We start from the raw sequence: 20692 nt of genomic DNA, 5'->3' as shown, positions 1-20692 counted from the left end.
GATTCAGGCGCCGTCGAGCGGACGCATGATGCGGGTGAGGAACCGCTGCGTGCGCTCATGCTGCGGGGCGCTGAAGAGCGCGGCCGGCGGCCCCTGCTCGACCACCACGCCGCCGTCCATGAACAGCACATGATCGGCGGCCTCTCGGGCGAAGCTCAGCTCGTGGGTGACGACCGCCATGGTCCAGTTCTCGTCGGCGAGTTCTTTGATGACGAGCAGCACCTCCCCCACTAGCTCGGGATCGAGCGCACTGGTCGGCTCGTCGAACAGCAGCAGATCAGGCTTGAGGGCGAGCGCGCGCACGATGCCGACACGCTGCTGCTGCCCGCCCGAGAGCTGATGCGGACGGGCATCGGCCTTGTCGGCCAGACCTACGCGATCGAGCAGCGCGAGTGCCTCGGCCACGACCTCGGCCTTCGGTCGACCCTGAACCCGCCACGGCCCTTCGATGACGTTCTCGAGGACGGTGAGGTGCGGGAAGAGGTTGTGGTGCTGGAACACCATCGCCGAGCGGTCGCGCAGTGCGAGCCGCTTCTGCTTCTGCACGCGGGCCGAGGGCTTCGCCTCCGGGGCGAAGTCGATCTCGGGGCCGCCGTCGACGACGATGGTGCCGGCATCCGGTGTCTCGAGGCCGTTGAGAGCACGCAGCACTGTGGTCTTTCCCGAACCGCTGGGCCCGATGAGCACGACGACCTCGCCGCGGTGCAGCGTCAGGTCGATGCCGCGGAGCACCTCGTTGTCGCCGAAGCTCTTGCGCAGGCCACGGGCGGTGAGCAGAGCCTCTGAAGTGTTGTCAGTGCGCGACACGGCTGTCGAGCCTCCTCTCGAGAGCGCTCTGGCCGAACGACAGCACCAGGCAGAACACCCAGTAGACCAGCGCGGCGGCGAGGTAGAGCACCATGAACTCGTAGGTGGTCGAGGCGATCTGCTGCGCCACCTTGAACAGTTCGGTCACGAGGATCAGCGACGTGAGAGAGGTGTCCTTCACCAGCGAGATGAACGTGTTCGACAGCGGGGGAACCGACACGCGCGCCGCCTGCGGCAGGATGATGCGGGTGAGCGTGCGGGTGCGGTTCATGCCCACCGTGTACGCGGCCTCCCACTGCCCCTGCGGGACCGAGAGGATGGCGGCGCGGACGACCTCGGCGCCGTAACCGCCGACGTTGAGCGACAGCGCGATGATGGCACTCGGCCACGGGGCGATCGTGATCCCGATCGACGGCATACCGTAGAAGATCACGAACAGCTGCACCAGCAGCGGCGTCCCGCGGATCACGGAGATGTAGAACCGAGCGACGCCCGAGAGGATCGGGTTCACCGAGATCCGCATCAGGGCGATGCCGACGGCGATGAGCAGCCCCAGGGCGAACGACGCCAGCGCGAGCGGCACCGTCGCCGTCAGACCCGCCCAGGCGATCGGCCCGAGCGCGTCCAGGAACAGCTGCCAGGGACTCTCCATCGGCTACTGGGAGACGTCTTCGCCGAAGTACTTCTTGCTGATCTCGGCCAGCGTGCCATCCGCACGCAACTCGTCGAGAGCAGCGTCGACCGCCGTGACGAGGGCTTCCTTGTCCTTGGCGAAGGCGAACGCCTGCTCGCCCGCCTCATCGGTCTCCGCCGCGATCTTCAGACCGGTCGGGCTGTTGGTCGTCTCGTAGTCGAGGAACGTGAGCTTGTCGTTGATGGTCGCATCGACCCGTCCCTGGCGCAGGAGCTCGACGGCCTGTGCCCAGCCCTCGACACCCTCGACCGTGGCGCCCGACTCGGCGGCGAGGTCGTTCCAGTTGCTCGTGAGCGACTGCGCGGTGGTCTTGCCGTCGAGGTCGGCGAACGACGAGATCGTGTCGTCGTCGTCGGCCACGACGATCACGCCGGGAGAGACGGTGTACGGCGTGCTGAAGAGGTACTTCGCCTCACGCTCGTCGTTGATCGTGACCTGGTTGGCGATCACGTCGAACCGACCGGCGTCGAGACCCGCGAAGATCGCGTCCCACTGGGTCTCTTCGAACTTCACCTCGAGGCCGAGCTTGTCGGCGACGGCTTCGATGATCTCCACGTCGTATCCGGTCAGCTCGCCGGCGCCGTTGTCGCCGTGGAAGCTGAAGGGACGGTAGGTACCCTCGGTCCCGACCGTGAGCGTGCCGTCCTTCGCGAGCCCGAACTCCGAGCTCGCGGAGCTCTCGCCGCTGCCCGCAGTGCTCTCAGATGTGCTCGACCCGCTGCAGGCGGTCAGAGCCGCGGCGGCGACGACGAGTGCGGTGACGGCGATGAGACGACGGGACATGAACCCTCCTGGGGTGTGAAGCGCGGTGCGAGTTTACGCGACCGTCGCGGGAACTCCCCCACAGTACGTGGCACGGGGCGTTTCGCCGCATCCGATGACGTTTCGTTTCGCAGGAGCTCGGAAGACGCAAAAACGCCCCCGGGAGAACCCGGGGGCGTTTGTGCGAGTCAGACTCAGATGGAGTTGACGTCCAGCGGGATGCCGGGGCCGAACGTGGTCGACACCGCACCCTTCTGGATGTAACGGCCCTTCGAGCTCGACGGCTTGAGGCGGACGATCTCCTCGAGCGCTGCGCCGATGTTCTCGTTCAGCTGCTCAGCGGTGAAGGAGGCCTTGCCGACGACGAAGTGCACGTTGGCGTGCTTGTCGACGCGGAACTCGATCTTTCCGCCCTTGATCTCCTCGACGGCCTTGGCCGGGTTCGGGGTCACGGTGCCGGTCTTCGGGTTCGGCATCAGACCACGCGGTCCGAGCACCTTTCCGAGACGACCGACCTGGCCCATGAGCTCCGGGGTGGAGACGGCGGCGTCGAAGTTGGTCCAGCCATCGGCGACCTTCTGGATGAGCTCGGCGCCGCCGACCTCATCTGCACCTGCGGCGATCGCTGCCTCGGCCGCGGGGCCGGTGGCGAAGACGATGACGCGGGCGGTCTTACCGGTGCCGTGGGGCAGGATGACGGTGCCGCGCACCATCTGGTCTGCCTTGCGGGGGTCGACGGCGAGCTTCAGCGCGACCTCGACGGTCGAGTCGAACTTCGACGATCCGGTCTCCTTCGCGAGCGCGACGGCCTCGGTCGGAGTGTAGAAACGGTCTGCCTCGATCTTCTCGGCGGCAGCCTTGTAAGCCTTGGACTTGGTAGCCATGATTATTCTCCTCAGCCCTCGACCGTGATGCCCATGGAACGGGCGGTGCCGGCGATGATCGAGATCGCGGCCTCGATGTCGTTGGCGTTCAGGTCAGCCTGCTTGGTCTCGGCGATCTGGCGGACCTGGTCCTTGGTGATCTTCGCGACCTTGACGGTGTGCGGGGTCGCGGAGCCCTTGGGGACGCCAGCGGCCTTCTTGATGAGCTCCGCGGCAGGCGGGGTCTTCAGGACGAACGTGAAGCTGCGGTCCTCGTAGACGGTGATCTCCACGGGGATGACGTTGCCGCGCTGCGACTCGGTCGCGGCGTTGTACGCCTTGCAGAACTCCATGATGTTGACGCCATGCTGACCGAGCGCGGGGCCGATCGGCGGCGCCGGGTTGGCTGCACCGGCGTTGATCTGAAGCTTGATCAGGCCGGTCACCTTCTTCTTCGGTGCCATTCTCTTTCCTTTCATCGAATCGGATGCCGGAGCACCCGCTTCTCCCACAGATCCGGCGTTTCCGGACCGTGGTCGTCTGCGCGCACGCCGAAGCGCCGCACAAACCACACAAGTCTACCCGATCGGGAGACCGTTCGCCGCCGAAGGCCACCGAGCGTGCGGGCGATGCCGGCGGTGACGCGAGAACGGCCGCCCCGAAAGGGACGGCCGTTCTCGTGAGGAGGGGTGTCAGATCATCTTGGTGACCTGGTCGAACGACAGCTCGACCGGGGTCTCGCGCTCGAAGAGGGAGACGAGCACCGTGAGCTTGCCGCTCTCGGGCTTGATCTCGCTGATCGAACCGGGAAGACCCGCGAACGAGCCCTCCTTGATCGTGATGGTCTCGCCAACCTCGAAGTCGACCTCGGCCGGGAGCGGACGAGCGACGGCGAGGCCGCCCTTCGACGCGATGTTCTTGGCGGTGGGGACGTCCTTGACCTCGACGAGCGACTTCAGCATGTTGAAGGCCTCTTCGAAGCGCAGCGGCGTCGGGTTGTGGGCGTTGCCCACGAAGCCGGTGACGCCCGGAGTGTGGCGGACGACCGACCAGGTGTCTTCCGTGAGCTCCATGCGCACCAGCACGTAGCCGGGGATGCGCACGCGGGTGACCATCTTGCGCTGGCCGTTCTTGATCTCGACCACGTCTTCCATCGGGACCTCGATCTGGTAGATCTCGTCCTCGACCTCGAGCGTCGACTTGCGCTGCTCGATGTTGGCCTTCACCTTGCGCTCGAAACCGGCGTAGGAGTGGATGACGTACCACTTGCCCGGGAGCATGCGGAGGTCCATGCGGAAGGCCTCGTAGGGGTCTTCCTCGGCATCCTCGTCGTCTTCGTCCGTCGAGGAGTCCTCGTCGCCCTGCACGTCATCGGCACCGAGCTCGGGGCCGTCGTACGGGGTGACCTCTTCGGCCGCCGCAGCATCCAGCTCGGCGACTTCTTCGGCCACAGATTCGTTGAGGACCTCAGCGGCAGCCTCAGACTCAGCCGCTTCGTCCAGGTTGAGAGCGTCGTTCACGATCGCGTCCGCCTCCGGGTCGTCGATGTCGATGTCGGTGTCAACCGTGTCATCCTCTTCGCCGTCCTCGTCTTCGACGTGGACCGCGACGTGCTCAGCCGGGGTGACCGAGAGCTCTTCCTCAGCGAGCACGTTGCCCTCCTGGGCTTCGTCTTCCTCGCTGGACTGCTCTGCGGCGGTCGCCCAGTCGGCGTCGTCGGAATATCGTTCAGACACGTTGTTTCTTCTCCATAGCTGCGGGGTGAGCCGCGGGGGTCATCAGCCAGGGATTCCGAACACCCAGTGCGTCACGAACGCGAACAGCGTGTCCAAGCCGTAGACGATGCCCATGACGATCAGAACGAAGACGAGCACCACCCCGGTGAACTTGAACAGCTCCTTGCGAGTCGGGGTGACGACCTTGCGGAGCTCGGCGATGACCTGGCGGATGAACAGGGCGATGCTCCCGAAGAACCGGGAGAAGGGGTTGCCCGTCTTCTCGCGGGTGGCGCCGGCCGCGACGACCTCGCCGCGCGGTTCGTCCTGATCCATCCTGAATGTACCTTTCGTGTGTCAGCGTTGCGCTGACGCGCAGGGCGGACAGGAATCGAACCTGCAACCTGCGGTTTTGGAGACCGCTGCTCTGCCAATTGAGCTACCGCCCTAGAGACCGGGAGGTCTCGGGGTGTTCTCTCCACTCTGCCACCGTGACCGTGATCGGAAGACCCCAGGCATGGCGAAAGAATGCAGACAACAACTGCCCCTCAAGCATACGGCATCGATCCGGTGGTGCCGAACCGGGATCGCGTTGGCGTGTTCTTGTTAGGCTCAGCGAGCGTATGCAGGAGGAGGGAGCGCCGGTGAGCGCTGAAGTGCAGCAGTTCCAGGTGGATCTGCGCGGAGTCGTCGATCTGCTCAGCCGGCACATCTACTCCAGCCCTCGGGTGTACCTGCGGGAGCTGCTGCAGAACGCCCGCGATGCGATCACCGCCCGCCGCGAGGTCGACGGGGGCGGGGGACGCATCCGCATCACCCCATTGACCGCGGAGAGCGGCGAGTTCGTGCTGCGCGACGACGGCGTGGGCTTGACCCTCACGGAGGTCGCCGATCTGCTGGCGACCGTCGGCCGCAGCTCCAAGCGCGATATCTTCGATCTCCCGCGCAGCGACTACCTCGGCCAGTTCGGCATCGGCCTGCTGAGCTGCTTCATGGTCGCCGACACGATCGTCATCCGCTCCCGCAGCGCCCGCGGCGGCGCCTCGGTGGAGTGGACGGGCAGCGCGGACGGCACGTTCCAGGTGGCCGAGATCGACGAGGAGCTGCCGATCGGCACCAGCGTGCACCTCGTCCCGCGCTTCGACGCCGACGAGCTGCTGCGCCCCGCGGCGGTGCACGAGCTGGCGACGACGTTCGGTGAGTTCCTCCCGGTGCGCGTGACGATCGACACCGCAGCCGGAGACATCGACATCACCAGGGATGCGCCGTTCCTCGACGCGGCAGAGGATCCCGAGGCGGCCGTGGGCTACGGGCGGGACCTCCTCGGTGCGAGTCCGCTCGACGTGATCGAGCTGAACGAGCCCGCCACGGGCACCCGCGGCCTGGCGTACGTACTGCCCTTCGCTCCGCCTCCCGGCGCACGCCAGGCCACGCGCATGTACCTGGGGCGGATGCTGCTCTCCGAGCGCGTGGACGATGTGCTCCCCGACTGGGCGTTCTTCGTGCGCGCCGTGATCGACTCCACCGGCCTCGCCCCGACCGCGAGCCGGGAATCGCTCGTCGAGGACGCCGCGCTCGAACGCGTGCGGGAGCAGCTGGGTGCCGGCATCCGCCGCTGGGTGCTCGAGCTGGGGCTGCGCGAACCGCACCGCCTCGCGCAGTTCGTCGCCGTGCACGAGGTGGGGCTCAAGTCGTTGGTGCGCCACGACGAGGAGCTCGCCCGCTTCATCTCCCGCTGGCTGACCGTCGAGACCACACACGGCACCCTGCGCATCGGCGACCTCGTCGAGCGGTACCCGCACATCCGGTACGCGCAGACGGTGGACGAGTTCCGCCAGGTGGCCGGCATCTCCCCCTCCGACGAGGTGCTCGTCAACGGCGGCTACCTCTACGACGCCGACCTGATCCGGATGCTGCCCGACCTCTACCCGCAGGTCACGGTCGAGCAGGTCGACGTCACGGGAGAACTCGACCGGCTCGACCCGCCTCCCCTCGATGACCGCGACGCCGCCGTCGCCCTCGAGGCGCGCGCCGGTGCCGTGCTCGCCGCATCCGACTGCTCCGTCGTCGTGCGCTCCATCGACCGCCCCGACCTGGCCGGGCTCTACGTGGCCGACCCCGAGGTGCTGCGGGCGATCGATCGCGGGCGCACCAAGGGCATCACCGGCGCCCTGTGGGGCGGCGTGCTGGATCGCATCGACCAGACCCTGTCCTCCGCGCGCGAGGACGATCTGCGGGCTCGGCTGTGCCTGAACTGGTCGAACCGCGTCGTGCGCGCCCTGGTGCGCGTGCAGGACGACGCGGTGTTCGCCCGCACGGTGCAGCTGCTCTACATCCAGGCGCTGCTCGCCGGACACCACCCGCTCGCCGATGCCGACAGGGCTCTGATGACCAGCGCCCTCGCCGACCTCGTCTCACTCTCGGCCGGTCTGGAGGGGGACACCATCCCCTTCGGCGACGCTCGCTGAATCCTCCCCGAAAGGTTCCGTCCATGGCACGTCCGAAGAAGCGCTTCCAGCAGCTGATCGAGGAGATCGATCGCACCCCCTGGGGGCCCGCTGAGCAGGCCCTGGTCGCCGAGGCCGTCGCCCTCGCCGTGGAGATCGGCGACGAGCGTCTCGAATACGAGGCACGGATGCGTCAGACGGCGTCGGCGAACATGAACGGCGCGACCGACGTCATGCTCAATTCGTTCGCATGGTGCCTCGCCCACCACGACGCCGACCCGCAGCGCTTCCCCGCCGACCTCGACAACGGCGGCGCCGACCTGATGTGGCAGTTCAAGTGGATGGCGTCGTCGCTGCGGTCCTCCCCCGCGTTCTCGCAGGAGCAGATCGCCGCCGTGCTCGACGACATGGAATCCCACTACCGTGCGGCGGGCCTCGGCGTCAGCGGCGTGCTCACCGCCCGCTTCGAAGACGCCTGGGATGCGGGCCGCATGGATGAGGCCGAGGCACTGCGGGTGCAGCTGGAGGCCACGCCGCGCGACGACCACAGCCACTGCGACGCGTGCGGGCGCAGCCAGATCGCCGGTTTCTTCGCCGACACCGATCGCGACGCGGAGGCGATCGTCCTCGTCGAGGAGATGATCGAGGGCGGCTTCTCCTGCGGCGAGGAGCCGGAGCACGCGCTCTCGCGCGTGCTGCTGCCCTACCTGCGCGCCGGACGCCTGGATGAGGCGAAGACCGCGCACCTGCGCAGCTACCGGCTGGCCAAGGACAACCCCGACAACCTGCGCATCGTCGCCAACAACATCGTGTTCGCGGCCGTCACCGGCAACGAGGCCCGCGCTCTGGCGCTGGTCGAGAAGCACATCGCGTGGCTCGCGCACGACGGGCTGAACGTCGACGCGCACTTCGCGGCCCTCGCCGCCCTCGCCGTGGCGCTCGACCGGGTCACCGCCGTCGGGCACGGCGACACCCCGGTGCGCGGTGCGGAGTCGGCAGCCCTCGTCCCCTTCTTCGGCGAACACGATGGCGCCTGGAGCGCTGCCGACCTCGCGGCCGCAGCGTGGGCCGCCGCCGAGCGGATCGGAGCGGGCTTCGACGGACGGGACGGGACGGACGGCCACGCGCGCAGCCTCGAGCGGATGCGCGCGCTCGCGGACGAGCAGTACGACGTGCCGATCCGTTCGGATGCCTTCGTGGCCCCCGCCCCCACCACCACTCCTGTGGACGCGGATGGCTGGTTCGAGCGGGCGATGCAGCTCGCGCAGTTCGGTGCGGAGCACGAGACCCTCGAGGCGCTGCCCCACGCCCTCGCGGTCGAAGACCCCGCCAAGCGCGCGCAGCTGCTCTCGATGCGCCTGGGGATCCTGATCGCACTCGATCGCGCAGAAGAGGCCCTGCAGCTGCTGCCGGAGCGTGTCGCCGCGCTGCGGGCGGCCGGCCGTGACGCGCAGGCCGATCTGGAGGAGCGCATCGGCCTTGCCACCTTCGGCCTGAACACCCCGGAGACGACCGCCGCGCTGGAGGAGGAGATCGGCGCATCGGACGACCTCCCCGCCTGGACACGCGGCGACCTCGCCATCAGCCGTGCCGCCCTGCACCTGCAGTCCGGCGAACCCGACGCCGCGCTGGATCACGCCGAGGTGGCCGCACGGTCCTTCGCCGAGGCCGAAGACACCCGGCTGACGAACACCACGACGCTGCTGGCGATCTCCGCCATGCTGAGCAAGGGCGACCTCGAAGCGGGAAGCGCACTGCTCGACCGTCTCCTCGCGCAGGACGACCTCAGCACCGGCCACCGGGCGCAGGCGCTGCAGACCCGCGCACGTGTGCGCGGCGGCGGCAGCGCCTACGTCGAGGGCGCGGTCGACGCCGATGAGGCCTGTCGGCTGCTCGCCGAGCTGGGGGCGACCCGCGCTCTCGGCGACGCGCACCTGCTCGCCGGCGCCCTCTGGGAGGACGCGGACGAGCCGGAGAAGGCCGTCTCGCGCTACCGCCTCGCCGCCCGCCTCGGAGGCGAATCGGGAGGCGACACGACCGGCCTCGACTTCCGTCTGGCGCGCGCCATGCTGCGTGTCGGCGATGCCGACGAGGCCGCTGAGCTCTTCGGCGACGTGCTGCAGCGCGAGGAAGAGGCAGAGGTGCCCGCCGGCTCCCGCGCCATGACCGCATCGATGCTCGCACGGGCTCTGAGCGCGGCCGGTGAATTCGGCCAGTCCGTCGGCGCGCACGGCTACGCCTCCGAGCTGTTCGGACAGGCCGAGGAGCACGCGGATCAGGCGATGTCGATGACGGAGCAGGCCAAGATCCTCGCGCGCTTCGACGAGCACGACGACGCGATCGCCCTGCTCGAGTCCGCGACCGAGATCGTGCGGCGCGCGCCCGATGCCGTCGGTGCCCTCACCGAGGTCCTGCACAGCCTCGGTCAGGCCTACGGCGGGCGCGGCGACGAGCGGGCGTTCGGCCTCTTCGACGAGGTCGCCGCTCTCGCACAGCAGCACGAGGCCGGGTGGCTGCTCGCCGATGTGACCGACTCGCGGGCGCGTGCCCTGGCCGAGCTCGGCCGTGTCGACGAGGCGGTCTCGGCCGCCCTCACCGCGGCCGACGGCTTCGCGGCACTCGGCGACGTCGGATCCGCCGGAGGGTCAGAGCTGTTCGCGGCTCGTGTGCTCGCCGGCAACGACCGCGCAGCCGACGCCGTGCCGGTCTACCGCAGCGCCATCGAGCACGCGGCCGGCCACCCGCCGGTGATGCAGGTGGCCGCCCTCGAGCTCGGCAACGTTTTCGAGGCGCTCGGTCGGCACGGCGAGGCCGCCGAGATCCGCGCGCAGCTGGAGAGTTGAGCCGACTCAGAACAGCTGACGCCAGTTCGCCTTCGCGAGGTCGAGGAGCTCGTCGCCGCGCCCGGACATGACGGTGCGGATCGCGTAGAGCGCGAAGCCCTTGACCTGGGCGGCCTCGATCGCGGGCGGCATGGAGAGCTCCTGGCGCTCGGTCACCACATCCAGCAGCGCGGGGCCGTCGTGGGCGAGCACCTCGCGCACGGCGTCGGGGAGGTCCTCGCTGCGCTCGACGCGGCGCGCGAAGATCCCCATCGCCTCGGCGATCGCGGCGAAGCTGGGGTTCTCCAGCCCCGTCCCGTAGGTGACGAATCCGGCCGCCTTCATCTCGAGTTCGACGAAGTTCAGCGACGAGTTGTTGACCACGATCGTCTTCACGGGCAGCCGGTTCTGCGTCAGGGTGAGCAGTTCACCGAGCATCATCGAGAGACCTCCGTCTCCGGCCAGAGCGACCACCTGACGGTCGGGATGCGCGGCCTGCGCCCCGATGCCGTGCATGAGCGCGTTGGCCATGGAGCCGTGGGTGAAGGAGCCGATCAGGCGACGGTTCTCGGTCATCGACAGGTAGCGGGCGGCCCACACGGTGGGCGAGCCCACGTCGGCGGTGAAGATCGCGTCATCGGCCGCGTGCTCGTCCAGCAGACGCGCGAGGTACTGCGGGTGGATGGGGCGATCGCCCTTGGTCGGCACCGCCAGCTCGTCGAGCTTCTTGCGGGTCTTGCGGTAGTGCGCCGTGGCGTCGTCGAGGTGCGTGCGGTCTTCCTTCCGCGCCACCCGCGGCAGCAGCGCCTCGGACGTGGCGCGCACGTCACCGACCAGCCCCAGATCGAGCGGATGCCGCTTGCCGAGCTGAGCGCCTCGGATGTCGACCTGGATGGTCGTGGCGTTGTCCGGGTAGAACTGCTCGTACGGGAAGTCGCTGCCCAGCACCAGGAGCGCATCGGCCGCTTCCATCGCTCGGAAGCCCGAGGCGAAACCGAGGAGCCCCGTCATCCCGACGTCGAAGGGGTTGTCGTACTCGATGAACTCCTTGCCGCGCAGCGCGTGCACGATCGGCGCGCCCAGCTTGTCGGCGAGCGCGATCACCTCGTCATGCGCGCCTTCGACGCCCGCTCCGGCGAGGATCGTGACGTTCTTCGCCGCGTTCAGCAGCGTCGCCGCCTTCTCCAGCTCGGGCGCGCTCGGCACGACCACCGGGCGAGCGCGCTCGATCACGACGGCCCGGTCGTCGGCGATGTCGGCGAGGGCGACATCACCGGGGATCACCAGCACGGCGACGCCGCGCTCCTCGATCGCGGCGCGCATCGCGATCTCCATCAGTCGCGGCATCTGCTTCGGGTCGGCGACGTACTCGACGTAGACGCTGCACTCGCGGAAGAGCTCCTGCGGATGCGTCTCCTGGAAGTACCCGGTGCCGATCTCGGTGGTGGGGATGTGCGCGGCGATCGCGAGCACGGGAACGCGCGAGCGGTTGGCGTCGTACAGGCCGTTGATCAGGTGCAGGTTGCCGGGCCCGCAGGATCCGGCGACGACGGCGAGCTCCCCGGTCGTGGCGGCATCGGCTGCGGCGGCGAAGGCCGCGGACTCCTCATGCCGCACATGCACCCATCGGATCGTGCCGTCCTTGCGCAGCGCGTCCGTGAAGCCGTTCAGCGAGTCGCCCGGGATGCCGTAGACCCGGTCGATCCCGTTGGCGTGCAGAGTCTTGACGATGTTCTCAGCGACGTTTGCCATGCTTCGACCCTACGCCCGGGTCCGGGGGCGAGGCTAGTCCGGACCCGCCGCGCAGGGTCGGTCAGTACTCCTGGGGACCGTCGAGCTCCGGCTCGGCACTGCGACGGAACGCCCGTCCCGAGACCGACGTGGGGGCGATGCGCACGTACACCCGCTTGACGGTGGGGATCCACGGACGAAGCCCCGCGGTCTCCGCCCGCTGCACGTCGGCATCCGACTCCAGAGCTGTGGCGTACCCGCGGATGATCACGCTCCAGGCATCGGTGTCGGTGTGGTCGTCGACCTCGAACAGCACATCGGTGTTCACCGTCAGCTCGAACAGTTTGCTGCCGGGCGCTGTGCGGAACAGGATGCCTTCGCCGTCGACCACGTAGTTCACGGGGAAGATGTCGATCGTCTCGCCCACATGGGTGACGAGTCTTCCCAGTTCCTGCGTGCCGAGCAGCTCCCAGCTCCGGTCGGAGGTCAGCATCTCGATGGGGTCGGTGTGCGCGCTCATGTCGCCATTGTCTCCCACTCGGTGTCCTCACCGACAGGGCATCCGTCACGCGATACGAGGCGGGCACGCGAAAGGCCCCTCGCGCTGTGCGAGGGGCCTTTCGTCGTACGCTCAGCCGATGCGGATGAGCTTCTTGTTCACGAACTCGTCGGCGGCCAGGTGACCCAGCTCACGGGCGGTTCCACTGCGCTTCACACCACCGAACGGCAGCTCCGGGCTGTCGGCCAGCACGAGGTTGACGTAGACCATGCCCGCCTCGATCTTGTCGGCGACGCGCGCGGCCTGCTCGGCATCCGTGGTGAAGACGTAGGAGCCGAGACCGAAGGTGGTGTCGTTCGCGAGTTCGACCGCCGCATCCTCATCCGCCACGCGGTAGACGACAGCCGCGGGACCGAAGAGCTCCTCGCTGTACACGTTCATCTCGGGCGTCACATCGGCCAGCACGGTCGGAGCGAAGAACGCGCCGTCGCGGGTGCCACCGGTGAGCAGCGTGGCGCCCTGCTCGACAGCCTGATCGATCTGCTTCTGCAGGTTGACCGCGGCCGTCTCGGACGCGACCGGCCCGAGGACCGTGTCATCGAGCATGGGGTCGGTCGCCGTGACCGCCGCCATCGCGGCCGTGAACTTCTCGACGAAGGCGTCGTAGAGCTCGTCGACGATGATGAAGCGCTTGGCCCCGTTGCACGCCTGCCCGTTGTTGTCGAGACGGGCGTCGACGCCGGCCTGCACGGTCGCGTCGAGGTCGTCGGTGGAGAGCACGATGAACGGGTCGGAGCCGCCCAGCTCCAGCGCGACCTTCTTGAGGTTGCGGCCGGCGATCTCGGCGACCGCCGCGCCGGCGCGCTCCGAACCGGTCAGCGAGACGCCCTGCACGCGCGGGTCGGCGATCATCGTCGCGATCTGCTCGTTCGTGGCGAGCACGTTCTGATACGCGCCCTTCGGGAAGCCGGCGTCCTGATAGATCTTCTCGATCGCGCTCGACGACTCCGGGCACTGCGGTGCGGGCTTGAGCAGGATCGTGTTGCCCACGATCAGGTTGGGAGCCGCGAAGCGCACGATCTGATACGCGGGGAAGTTCCAGGGCATGATGCCCACGAGCGGGCCGAGCGAGGAACGGCGGATGATGGCCGACCCCTCCCCCAGGATCGCGATCGGCTGGTCGGCCATGATCGACTCCGCCTGGTCGGCGTAGTACTCGGCGATATCGGCCGCGAAGTCGACCTCGCCGAGGGCGGCCTCGCGGGGCTTGCCCATCTCGCGCACGAAGATGTCGGCGAGCTCTTCACGGCGCTCGCGGTGCAGCTCTGCGGCACGACGGACGAGAGCCGCGCGTTCGGCGACCGTCGACGAGCGCGACCACTCGCGGTGGGCCTCGTCGGCCGCGGCGAGCGCCTCGTCGATCTGGGCGTCCGTGAAGGTGTCGAAGGACGCCAGCGTCTCTCCGGTGGCGGGGTTGATGACGGCGTAGTCGGTCATGACTTGTCCTCTCTTTGGTGGTGCGGGGCCCGACGACGCGGGCCCCGCATCGGAATTCAGGAGACCGGGATCAGCGTGTACTTGGTGGACAGGTACTCGTGGATGCCCTCGAAGCCGCCCTCGCGTCCGACGCCGGACTGCTTGACGCCACCGAAGGGTGCGGCCGCATTGGAGACCACGCCCACGTTCAGACCCATCATGCCCGTCTCGAGCCCGTCGATCATCCGCTGACCGCGCTGCAGGTTCTCGGTGAAGACGTAGGACACCAGTCCGTACTCGGTGTCGTTCGCGAGACGCACGGCCTCTTCCTCGGTCTCGAAGGTCGCGATCGCGAGCACCGGTCCGAAGATCTCCTCGCGGAGGATCGCGCTTCCGGCGACGACGTCGGTGAGCACGGTGGGCTCGTAGAACGTGCCCGTGCCCTCGAGGGCCTTGCCACCGGCGAGCAGCGTCGCACCGCGACCGACCGCATCGTCGACCAGCTCGCCGGCCTTGGCGACGGCGTCCGCATCGATGAGCGGTCCGATCGCCACGCCGTCCTCGGTGCCACGGCCGATCTTCATGCCGTTGACGCGCTCGGTCACGCGCTTGGCGAACTCACCCGCGACGTCCTTGTGCACGATGAAGCGGTTGGCCGCCGTGCAGGCCTGGCCGATGTTGCGGAACTTCGCGGCGAGCGCGCCCTCCACGGCCTTGTCGAGGTCGGCGTCGTCGAACACCACGAACGGGGCGTTGCCGCCGAGCTCCATCGACACGCGCAGCACACCCTGCGCCGCCTGGGCGATGAGCTTGCGGCCGACCTCGGTCGAGCCCGTGAAGGAGAGCTTGCGCAGACGCGGGTCGGCGATGATCGGCGCCGACAGCGCGCTCGACTTCGAGGTCTGCACGACGTTGACGACGCCGGCGGGGAGGCCGGCCTCTTCGAGCAGCTTCGTGAAGTACATCGTGGTCAACGGCGTGAGTGCCGGGGGCTTGATCACGACGGTGCACCCGGCCGCGAGGGCGGGGGCGATCTTGCGCGTCGCCATCGCGAACGGGAAGTTCCACGGCGTCACGAAGAACGACGGTCCCACCGGGCGCTGCGAGACGACCATGTGGCCGGTGCCTTCCGGGTTGATCCCGTAGCGACCGCTGATGCGCACGGCCTCCTCGCTGAACCAGCGCAGGAACTCGCCGCCGTAGCCGACCTCGCCACGCGCCTCGGCGAGCGGCTTGCCCATCTCGAGCGTCATGAGCAGTGCCAGGTCTTCCTTGTGCTCCTGCACGAGGTCGAACGCACGACGGAGGATCTCGCTGCGCACGCGCGGAGCCGTGGCCGCCCAGCCGTCCTGAGCGGCGACCGCGGCGTCGAGGGCACGGATGCCGTCGGCGGGCGTCGCATCGGCGATGGTGCGGATGACGGCACCGGTCGCGGGATCCTGGATGTCGAAGGTGCCGCCGGTCTCGCCGTCGATCCACTGACCGCCGATGAAGAGGCCGGTGGGGATGCTGTCCAGGAGCGCCTGTTCGGTCTGAGTGCTCATGATTCTCTTTCTGTGGGGAGGGCTAGGAGCGCTTGCGTCGGCTGGGCGGTGCGTCGATGCCCAGTGTCTGTCCGCGGAAGAATGCGGACCGTCGGACCGCGTTCCAGATCATGACGACGATGCCGACGACGATGATCAGCATGCCGAGGATGAAGACGATGCCGACCCCGCCGATCTGCGAGCCCGAGCCGTAGGCCGGGTCCATCGAGTCGATCAGCGTGGTGAAGAACAGCACCGCGAGGATCGAGCCGCCGATGAGCGGGAACAGGAACGTGAAGAAGACGTTCCGCGCCGAGTCGAACCACTGCTTGCGGAAGTACCAGACGCACGCGAAGGCGGTGATCCCGTAGTAGAAGCAGATCATCATGCCGAGCGTGAGGATGGTGTCCCACAGCGTGTCCTCGCTCACGATGCGCATCACGGCGTAGAACGCCGAGGCCACCACGGCGGAGACGATGGTCGCGTACCCCGGGGTGAAGAAGCGGGGGCTGACCTTCGCGAACGACTTGGGCAGTGCACCGTAGTGCCCCATCGCCAGCAGGGTGCGCGCCGGTCCCACGAAGGTGGACTGCAGCGACGACGCCGAGCTGGTGAGCACCGCGAGCGACACGAGAAACGCGAGCGGGCCGAGGATCGGGCCGGAGAGGTGGAAGAACACGTTCTCCTGGATGTCCTCGTTGCCGAGTCCCAGCGCGCCGGTGCCGACGCCGGCGAACATGATCATCGCGACGGCGAGCAGCAGGTAGAGCGAGACGATCATCAGCACCGTGACGGTGGCCGCGCGACCCGGGGTCTTCTCCGGATCCTTGGTCTCCTCGTTCATGGTGAGGGTGACGTCCCAGCCCCAGAAGATGAAGATCGACAGCGACAGACCCGCAGCGACCGCGCTGAAGGACGAGATCGCGAACGGGTTGAACCAGTTCAGATCGAACGGCTGGTAGTCGAAGCCGTTGCCGCTTACGGCCTGCACGATCGCCGCGCCTGCGAAGAAGAGCAGCACGAGGATCTGGAAGCCGACGAGCCAGTACTGCAGCTTCTGGGTCGTCTGCATGTCGCGATACGAGATCCACGTCGCGCCGAGCATGAACAGCAGGCACACCCCGATGTTGATCCAGGTGACGCTCGCGAGGCCGGCGATGTCCGGGTTGCCGGTGATCTGGGAGATCAGCAGGAAAAGGAAGTCGACCGCGATGCCGGCGAGGTTGGACAGGACCAGGATCGTGGCGACCACCAGGCCCCAGCCGGCCATCCAGCCGACCCACGGACCGAAGGCGCGTGCGGCCCAGGTGAACGAGGTGCCGGAGTCGGGCATCCGGTTGTTGAGCTCTCGGTACCCGAAGGCGACCAGGAGCATGGGGATGAAGCCCACCAGGATGATCGCGGGAATCTGCGACCCGACCGTGGAAGCCACAGGCCCCACAGCGGCGGTGAACGTGTAGGCGGGCGCGATGCACGAGATGCCGATCACGACCGCGCCGATGAGGCCGACCGTTCCGGCGCTCAGGCCCTTGGTGGAGATCCCGGTCGTGACACCGGATTCGGGCTCCGTCGCCCGGTTGGTGCTGCTCATCAGCGTTCTCCTGCTTCGTTGCGGGTGCGCGGGACGACGATCATGGGGACGGGCAGCTCGTGCAGCATCTTCGCCGCCGTGGAGCCCAGGAACAGGCGACGAGGCTGTGCCAGCCGGCTGGAGCCGACCAGGACGACCTCACCGGGAAGCCACGAGAGGTTCGCGACCGCGTCTTCGACGCTGTCCCCCGGAGCCTTCTCGACGGCGGCGGTGCGTCCGTCCGGAAGCTTCTCGGTCGCCATCGCGAGAACTTCCTGCCCGTGGGTGTCACCGACCGTGCGGATCGCGCCGGTGTCGAGACCGGGCGGCACATCGAACGGCACGAGCGAGACGAGTCGGAGATCGACTCCGCTGTCACCGGCGAGGGCGACCGCCTCGTCGAGCAGCGCGTCGGCACCCGGCCGGGAGCCGACGGCGACCGTGACGCGCGGGAGGACGTGATCGTCCTGCAGGGCGGTGCCGGCGGGAGCCAGCGCCACCGGGATGGTGGACGAGTGCAGCAGCTCCGACGCGACGCTTCCGAGTCGGTGCCGCCCGAAGATGCCGCCGCCCGCGGCGCCGATCACGATCACGCGGGCTCCGAACTCCTCACCGGCGGCGATGAGCCCCTCGGCGAACGATTCGGAGAAGCGGACGTGACCGCTGCGGGTCAGCTCCTGCGGCAGCCGGACGACGGCGTCGGCGAGCCACTTCTTCGCCTGCGACCTGATGTGCTCCTCGTAGGCGCGCTCCGGCGGGACCGCGGCGTTGCGCGTGCCCTCGTTCGGCAGCACGATCACCAGGTGCACGGTGGCCCCGAGGCTTCGGGCGATACGCGCGCCCAGCGCTGCGGCATCCGCTCCCGCATCCGTCGCCGTGTAGCCCACGACGACCGAGCCGGTCATCAGCTGCCGCTCTCGACAGCGCCGGCGTCGCGACTGGCGTCGACGATGTTGGAGGCGACGAGGTGTCCCATGCGGATCGCGCCGTCGACGTGCTGGTATCCGGCACCGGCCATGTCGCTGCAGGCGAAGTGGATCGGACCGACGGCCGTGCGAAGGTCGGCGCCGTAGCGGTGCAGGCCGCCCATGTCGAAGCTCGCGGCGTAGGCGCCGCGCGTCCACTCCTCGCTGCCCCAGTCGCTCTCGTAGTAGACGACGGGGTTCTTGGCCTCGGGGCCGTAGTAGTGCGACAGCGACTCGAGGATCCGCTCCTTGCGCTCCTCGGCCGACAGCTCGAACACGCCGTCGGCGTTGGCGTCGGACACAAAGCCCACCAGGGTGCCGCGCTCGTCGCCGTGGTTGGTGTTGTCGTAGGCCTCGTGCGAGAGCTCGTACGGGCTGAACGCGGTGCCGCTGAGGCCCTGCTCGCGCCAGAACGGACGGTCGTAGACGGCGTGCACCTTGATGACGAAGCCCATCGAGAGGTGCTGGTGCAGCTGATGCTGGCGACGCGGCAGCGGCGGGTCGAACGAGATACGGCTGTACAGCACGGGAGCGTGCGCGAGGATCGCGTGGCGAGCGCGCACGGTGAGCTCATCGGTGGTGGCCACGACGCCGGCGTCCGACCACTTGAGGCTGCGCACGGGCTGGTTCAGCAGCACGTCCTGGCCCAGGCGCTCGGCCAGGCGCAGCGGAACCTGCTGCAGACCCCCGACCACGCGCTTGTCGAGGATGAAGTCGGCGTCGACGAGGTTCGAGTAGGAACCGGCGGATGCGGCCATCAGCAGCGACTGCAGCAGCGAGAACGAGTGCGTGGGCTTGGTGAGCATCGCGGAGCCCGTGGCGAAGGCCAGGTTCCGCACGGCCTCGTCGTCGTCGGTCTGCGAGCGCAGCCAGGCGTCCCAGGTGATGGAGTCCCACTCCGCGGCGTTCGGGTGCTCCCACGGCCGGTCGGGGTCGATCTCGGCGACCAGCGCGTCGAGGATCCCGGTGATCCGTGCGATCACGGCCTCGGTCTCGGCGGAGACGGGGAACATCTCGCCGGTGAAGCGGTGCGTCTTCCCGTCGGGGCCGACGTAGACGCTGTCGCCCTCGCGGTAGCGGCTGTAGGTCTCGAGCCCGAGCTCTTCGATCGTCTCCTTGAGAGCATCCTGATCGGGCGAGACCCACTGGCCGCCGATCTCGAGCATGGCGCCGTCGATGACGTCGGTCCACAGGCGCCCGCCGACGCGGTCGCGGGCCTCCAGCACGGCGACCGACAGGCCGGCCTTGCGCAGGTCGTTCGCCGCCGTGAGCCCTGCGGCTCCGGCACCGATGATGAGTACGTCGCGGGTGATCTCAGACATCTGCAATTCCTTCGTTGGGTGAAGTAGTGCCGGTCGCGACCCGAAATCCCCCGATTGGGGTCGCGACCGGACAGGGGGTCAGGCCGCGCGGGAGCGCGGCCTGCATGCTATTCGGCGGCGGCCAGGGCGGCGGCCACGATGTCGAGTCCCTCGTTCAGCAGGTCGTCGCCGATCGAGAGCGGAGGAAGGAAGCGGATGACGTTGCCGTACGTTCCGCAGGTGAGGACGATGACGCCCTGTGCGATGCACGCCTTCGCGACGGCAGCGGTGAGAGCGGCATTCGGCGCCTTGGTCTCGGGGTCGACGAACTCGGCCGCGATCATCGCACCGTGCCCGCGGACATCCCCGACGCGGGGGTCGTTCTTCTGCATCGCGGTGAGACGGTCGGTGAGGATCGTACCGATCTCGCGTGCCCGCTCGATCACACCGTCGTTCTCGAACACGTCGATCGCGGCGAGAGCTGCCGCGCAGGCGATCGGGTTGCCGCCGTAAGTGCCGCCGAGGCCGCCGGAGTGCGAGGCGTCCATGATCTCGGCGCGGCCGGTCACCGCGGCCAGCGGAAGACCGCCGGCGATGCCCTTGGCGGTGGTGATCAGGTCGGGCTCGATGCCGAAGATCTCGCTCGCGAACATGTGTCCGGTGCGGGCGAAGCCGGTCTGCACCTCGTCGGCGATGAAGACGACGCCGTTCGCGCGGCACCAGTCGACGATCGCGGGCAGGAAGCCGTCGGCCGGGACGATGAAGCCGCCCTCGCCCTGGATGGGCTCGATGATGACCGCGGCCAGGCTCTCGGCGCCGATCTGCTTCTCGAGCTGCAGGATGACACGGGCGGCTGCCTCGCGTCCGTCGAGGCCGTCGCGGAACGGGTACGACATCGGGGCGCGGTACACCTCGGGAGCGAACGGACCGAAGCCGCTCTTGTAGGGCATCGACTTGGCGGTCAGCGCCATGGTCAGGTTCGTGCGGCCGTGGTAGCCGTGGTCGAAAGCGACGACCGCCTGGCGACCGGTGTGCTTGCGCGCGATCTTGATCGCGTTCTCGACCGCTTCGGCGCCCGAGTTGAACAGTGCGCTCTTCTTGGCGAAGTCACCGGGGGTGACCCGGTTGAGCGCCTCGGCCACCTCGATGTACGACTCGTACGGCGAGATCATGAAGCAGGTGTGCGTGAACTGCGCGGCCTGTGCGGCGACGGCGGCGGCGACCTTCGGGTGCGCGTTGCCCACCGTGGTCACGGCGATGCCCGATCCGAGGTCGATGAGCGAGTTCCCGTCCGCGTCGACGACGACTCCGCCACCGGCGGCGACGGTCGCGACGGGCACGGTGTGGCCGACACCGGCAGCGACGGCATCCGCCTTGCGTGCCAGGATCTCGGCCGAGCGGGGCCCGGGGAGTTCGGTGACCAGACGACGCTCCTGAGGGAGCTCGGGTCCGCCGAGGGGAACTGCAACAGCTGCGGTGTCGAGGAGTGCCATGCTCGCGAGCGTACGGCTGCGAGA

The 20692-nt window shown here is 68.6% G+C and carries 17 protein-coding genes and 1 tRNA gene; 2 read left to right on the top strand and 16 right to left on the bottom strand.

The genetic code is table 11. The features are described from left to right. Positions 1 to 3 precede the first annotated feature (3 nt). The 8 genes from KY497_RS07070 to KY497_RS07035 all read right to left on the bottom strand — a co-directional run bounded on the left by KY497_RS07070 (position 4) and on the right by KY497_RS07035 (position 5290). Positions 4 to 807, bottom strand: coding sequence for an amino acid ABC transporter ATP-binding protein (locus tag KY497_RS07070; RefSeq protein ID WP_141385796.1), 804 nt, complete (start codon positions 805 to 807; stop codon positions 4 to 6). Continuing rightward, positions 794 to 1459 carry an amino acid ABC transporter permease gene (locus KY497_RS07065; protein WP_219870158.1) on the bottom strand — a complete coding sequence of 222 codons (666 nt, stop codon included), beginning with the start codon at positions 1457 to 1459 and terminating at the stop codon, positions 794 to 796. Before KY497_RS07065 ends, KY497_RS07070 begins: the two co-directional genes overlap by 14 nt. Positions 1460 to 1462: 3 nt before the next feature. Further along, positions 1463 to 2284 (bottom strand): amino acid ABC transporter substrate-binding protein, encoded by an 822-nt coding sequence (locus KY497_RS07060; RefSeq protein WP_218682329.1) that lies wholly within the window; start codon positions 2282 to 2284, stop codon positions 1463 to 1465. Positions 2285 to 2457: 173 nt separating this feature from the next. After that, a complete protein-coding gene (gene rplA, locus KY497_RS07055; protein ID WP_017829144.1) occupies positions 2458 to 3147 on the bottom strand; it encodes a 50S ribosomal protein L1 in 690 nt (229 codons plus the stop codon). An 11-nt stretch (positions 3148 to 3158) separates the two neighbouring features. Then, positions 3159 to 3590 (bottom strand): 50S ribosomal protein L11, encoded by a 432-nt coding sequence (gene rplK / locus KY497_RS07050; RefSeq protein ID WP_017829145.1) that lies wholly within the window; start codon positions 3588 to 3590, stop codon positions 3159 to 3161. Positions 3591 to 3818: 228 nt separating this feature from the next. Next, a complete protein-coding gene (gene nusG / locus KY497_RS07045) occupies positions 3819 to 4862 on the bottom strand; it encodes a transcription termination/antitermination protein NusG (RefSeq protein WP_055865485.1) in 1044 nt (347 codons plus the stop codon). A gap of 42 nt (positions 4863 to 4904) precedes the next feature. Continuing rightward, positions 4905 to 5177, bottom strand: coding sequence for a preprotein translocase subunit SecE (gene secE / locus KY497_RS07040; RefSeq protein WP_017829147.1), 273 nt, complete (start codon positions 5175 to 5177; stop codon positions 4905 to 4907). 40 nt (positions 5178 to 5217) lie between these two features. Further along, positions 5218 to 5290, bottom strand: a tRNA-Trp gene (locus KY497_RS07035). 195 nt (positions 5291 to 5485) lie between these two features. Between KY497_RS07035 and KY497_RS07030 the strand changes: the two genes are divergently transcribed. Further along, complete coding sequence (locus KY497_RS07030; protein ID WP_167497371.1) at positions 5486 to 7309, top strand: HSP90 family protein; 1824 nt, start codon at positions 5486 to 5488, stop codon at positions 7307 to 7309. 23 nt (positions 7310 to 7332) lie between these two features. Then, positions 7333 to 10131 carry a hypothetical protein gene (locus KY497_RS07025; RefSeq protein WP_219870157.1) on the top strand — a complete coding sequence of 933 codons (2799 nt, stop codon included), beginning with the start codon at positions 7333 to 7335 and terminating at the stop codon, positions 10129 to 10131. 6 nt (positions 10132 to 10137) lie between these two features. Here KY497_RS07025 and poxB read toward each other — a convergent pair whose 3' ends face one another. The 8 genes from poxB to gabT form a co-directional block, all read right to left on the bottom strand. Then, entirely contained in the window at positions 10138 to 11862 is a 1725-nt protein-coding gene (gene poxB / locus KY497_RS07020; RefSeq protein ID WP_017829150.1) for a ubiquinone-dependent pyruvate dehydrogenase, read from the bottom strand. 61 nt (positions 11863 to 11923) lie between these two features. Next, positions 11924 to 12361, bottom strand: coding sequence for a pyridoxamine 5'-phosphate oxidase family protein (locus KY497_RS07015; RefSeq protein ID WP_055866816.1), 438 nt, complete (start codon positions 12359 to 12361; stop codon positions 11924 to 11926). 111 nt (positions 12362 to 12472) lie between these two features. Next, complete coding sequence (locus tag KY497_RS07010; RefSeq protein WP_141385792.1) at positions 12473 to 13837, bottom strand: NAD-dependent succinate-semialdehyde dehydrogenase; 1365 nt, start codon at positions 13835 to 13837, stop codon at positions 12473 to 12475. Between the two features lie 56 nt (positions 13838 to 13893). Further along, positions 13894 to 15360 (bottom strand): NAD-dependent succinate-semialdehyde dehydrogenase, encoded by a 1467-nt coding sequence (locus KY497_RS07005; protein WP_219870156.1) that lies wholly within the window; start codon positions 15358 to 15360, stop codon positions 13894 to 13896. A 22-nt stretch (positions 15361 to 15382) separates the two neighbouring features. Beyond that, a complete protein-coding gene (locus KY497_RS07000) occupies positions 15383 to 16930 on the bottom strand; it encodes an APC family permease (protein ID WP_219870155.1) in 1548 nt (515 codons plus the stop codon). Next, on the bottom strand, positions 16930 to 17814 hold the full coding sequence (locus KY497_RS06995) for a universal stress protein (RefSeq protein ID WP_017829155.1): 885 nt from the start codon (positions 17812 to 17814) through the stop codon (positions 16930 to 16932). Before KY497_RS06995 ends, KY497_RS07000 begins: the two co-directional genes overlap by 1 nt. Then, entirely contained in the window at positions 17814 to 19196 is a 1383-nt protein-coding gene (locus tag KY497_RS06990; RefSeq protein ID WP_219870154.1) for an NAD(P)/FAD-dependent oxidoreductase, read from the bottom strand. The genes KY497_RS06995 and KY497_RS06990 overlap by 1 nt, the downstream gene beginning before the upstream one ends. 107 nt (positions 19197 to 19303) lie before the next feature. Then, complete coding sequence (gene gabT / locus KY497_RS06985; protein ID WP_219870153.1) at positions 19304 to 20668, bottom strand: 4-aminobutyrate--2-oxoglutarate transaminase; 1365 nt, start codon at positions 20666 to 20668, stop codon at positions 19304 to 19306. Positions 20669 to 20692 lie beyond the last annotated feature (24 nt).

The sequence above is a fragment of the Microbacterium sp. PAMC22086 genome, from assembly GCF_019443525.1.
Classification (GTDB): domain Bacteria; phylum Actinomycetota; class Actinomycetes; order Actinomycetales; family Microbacteriaceae; genus Microbacterium; species Microbacterium maritypicum.
This window is presented reverse-complemented; position numbering and strand designations above follow the sequence as displayed.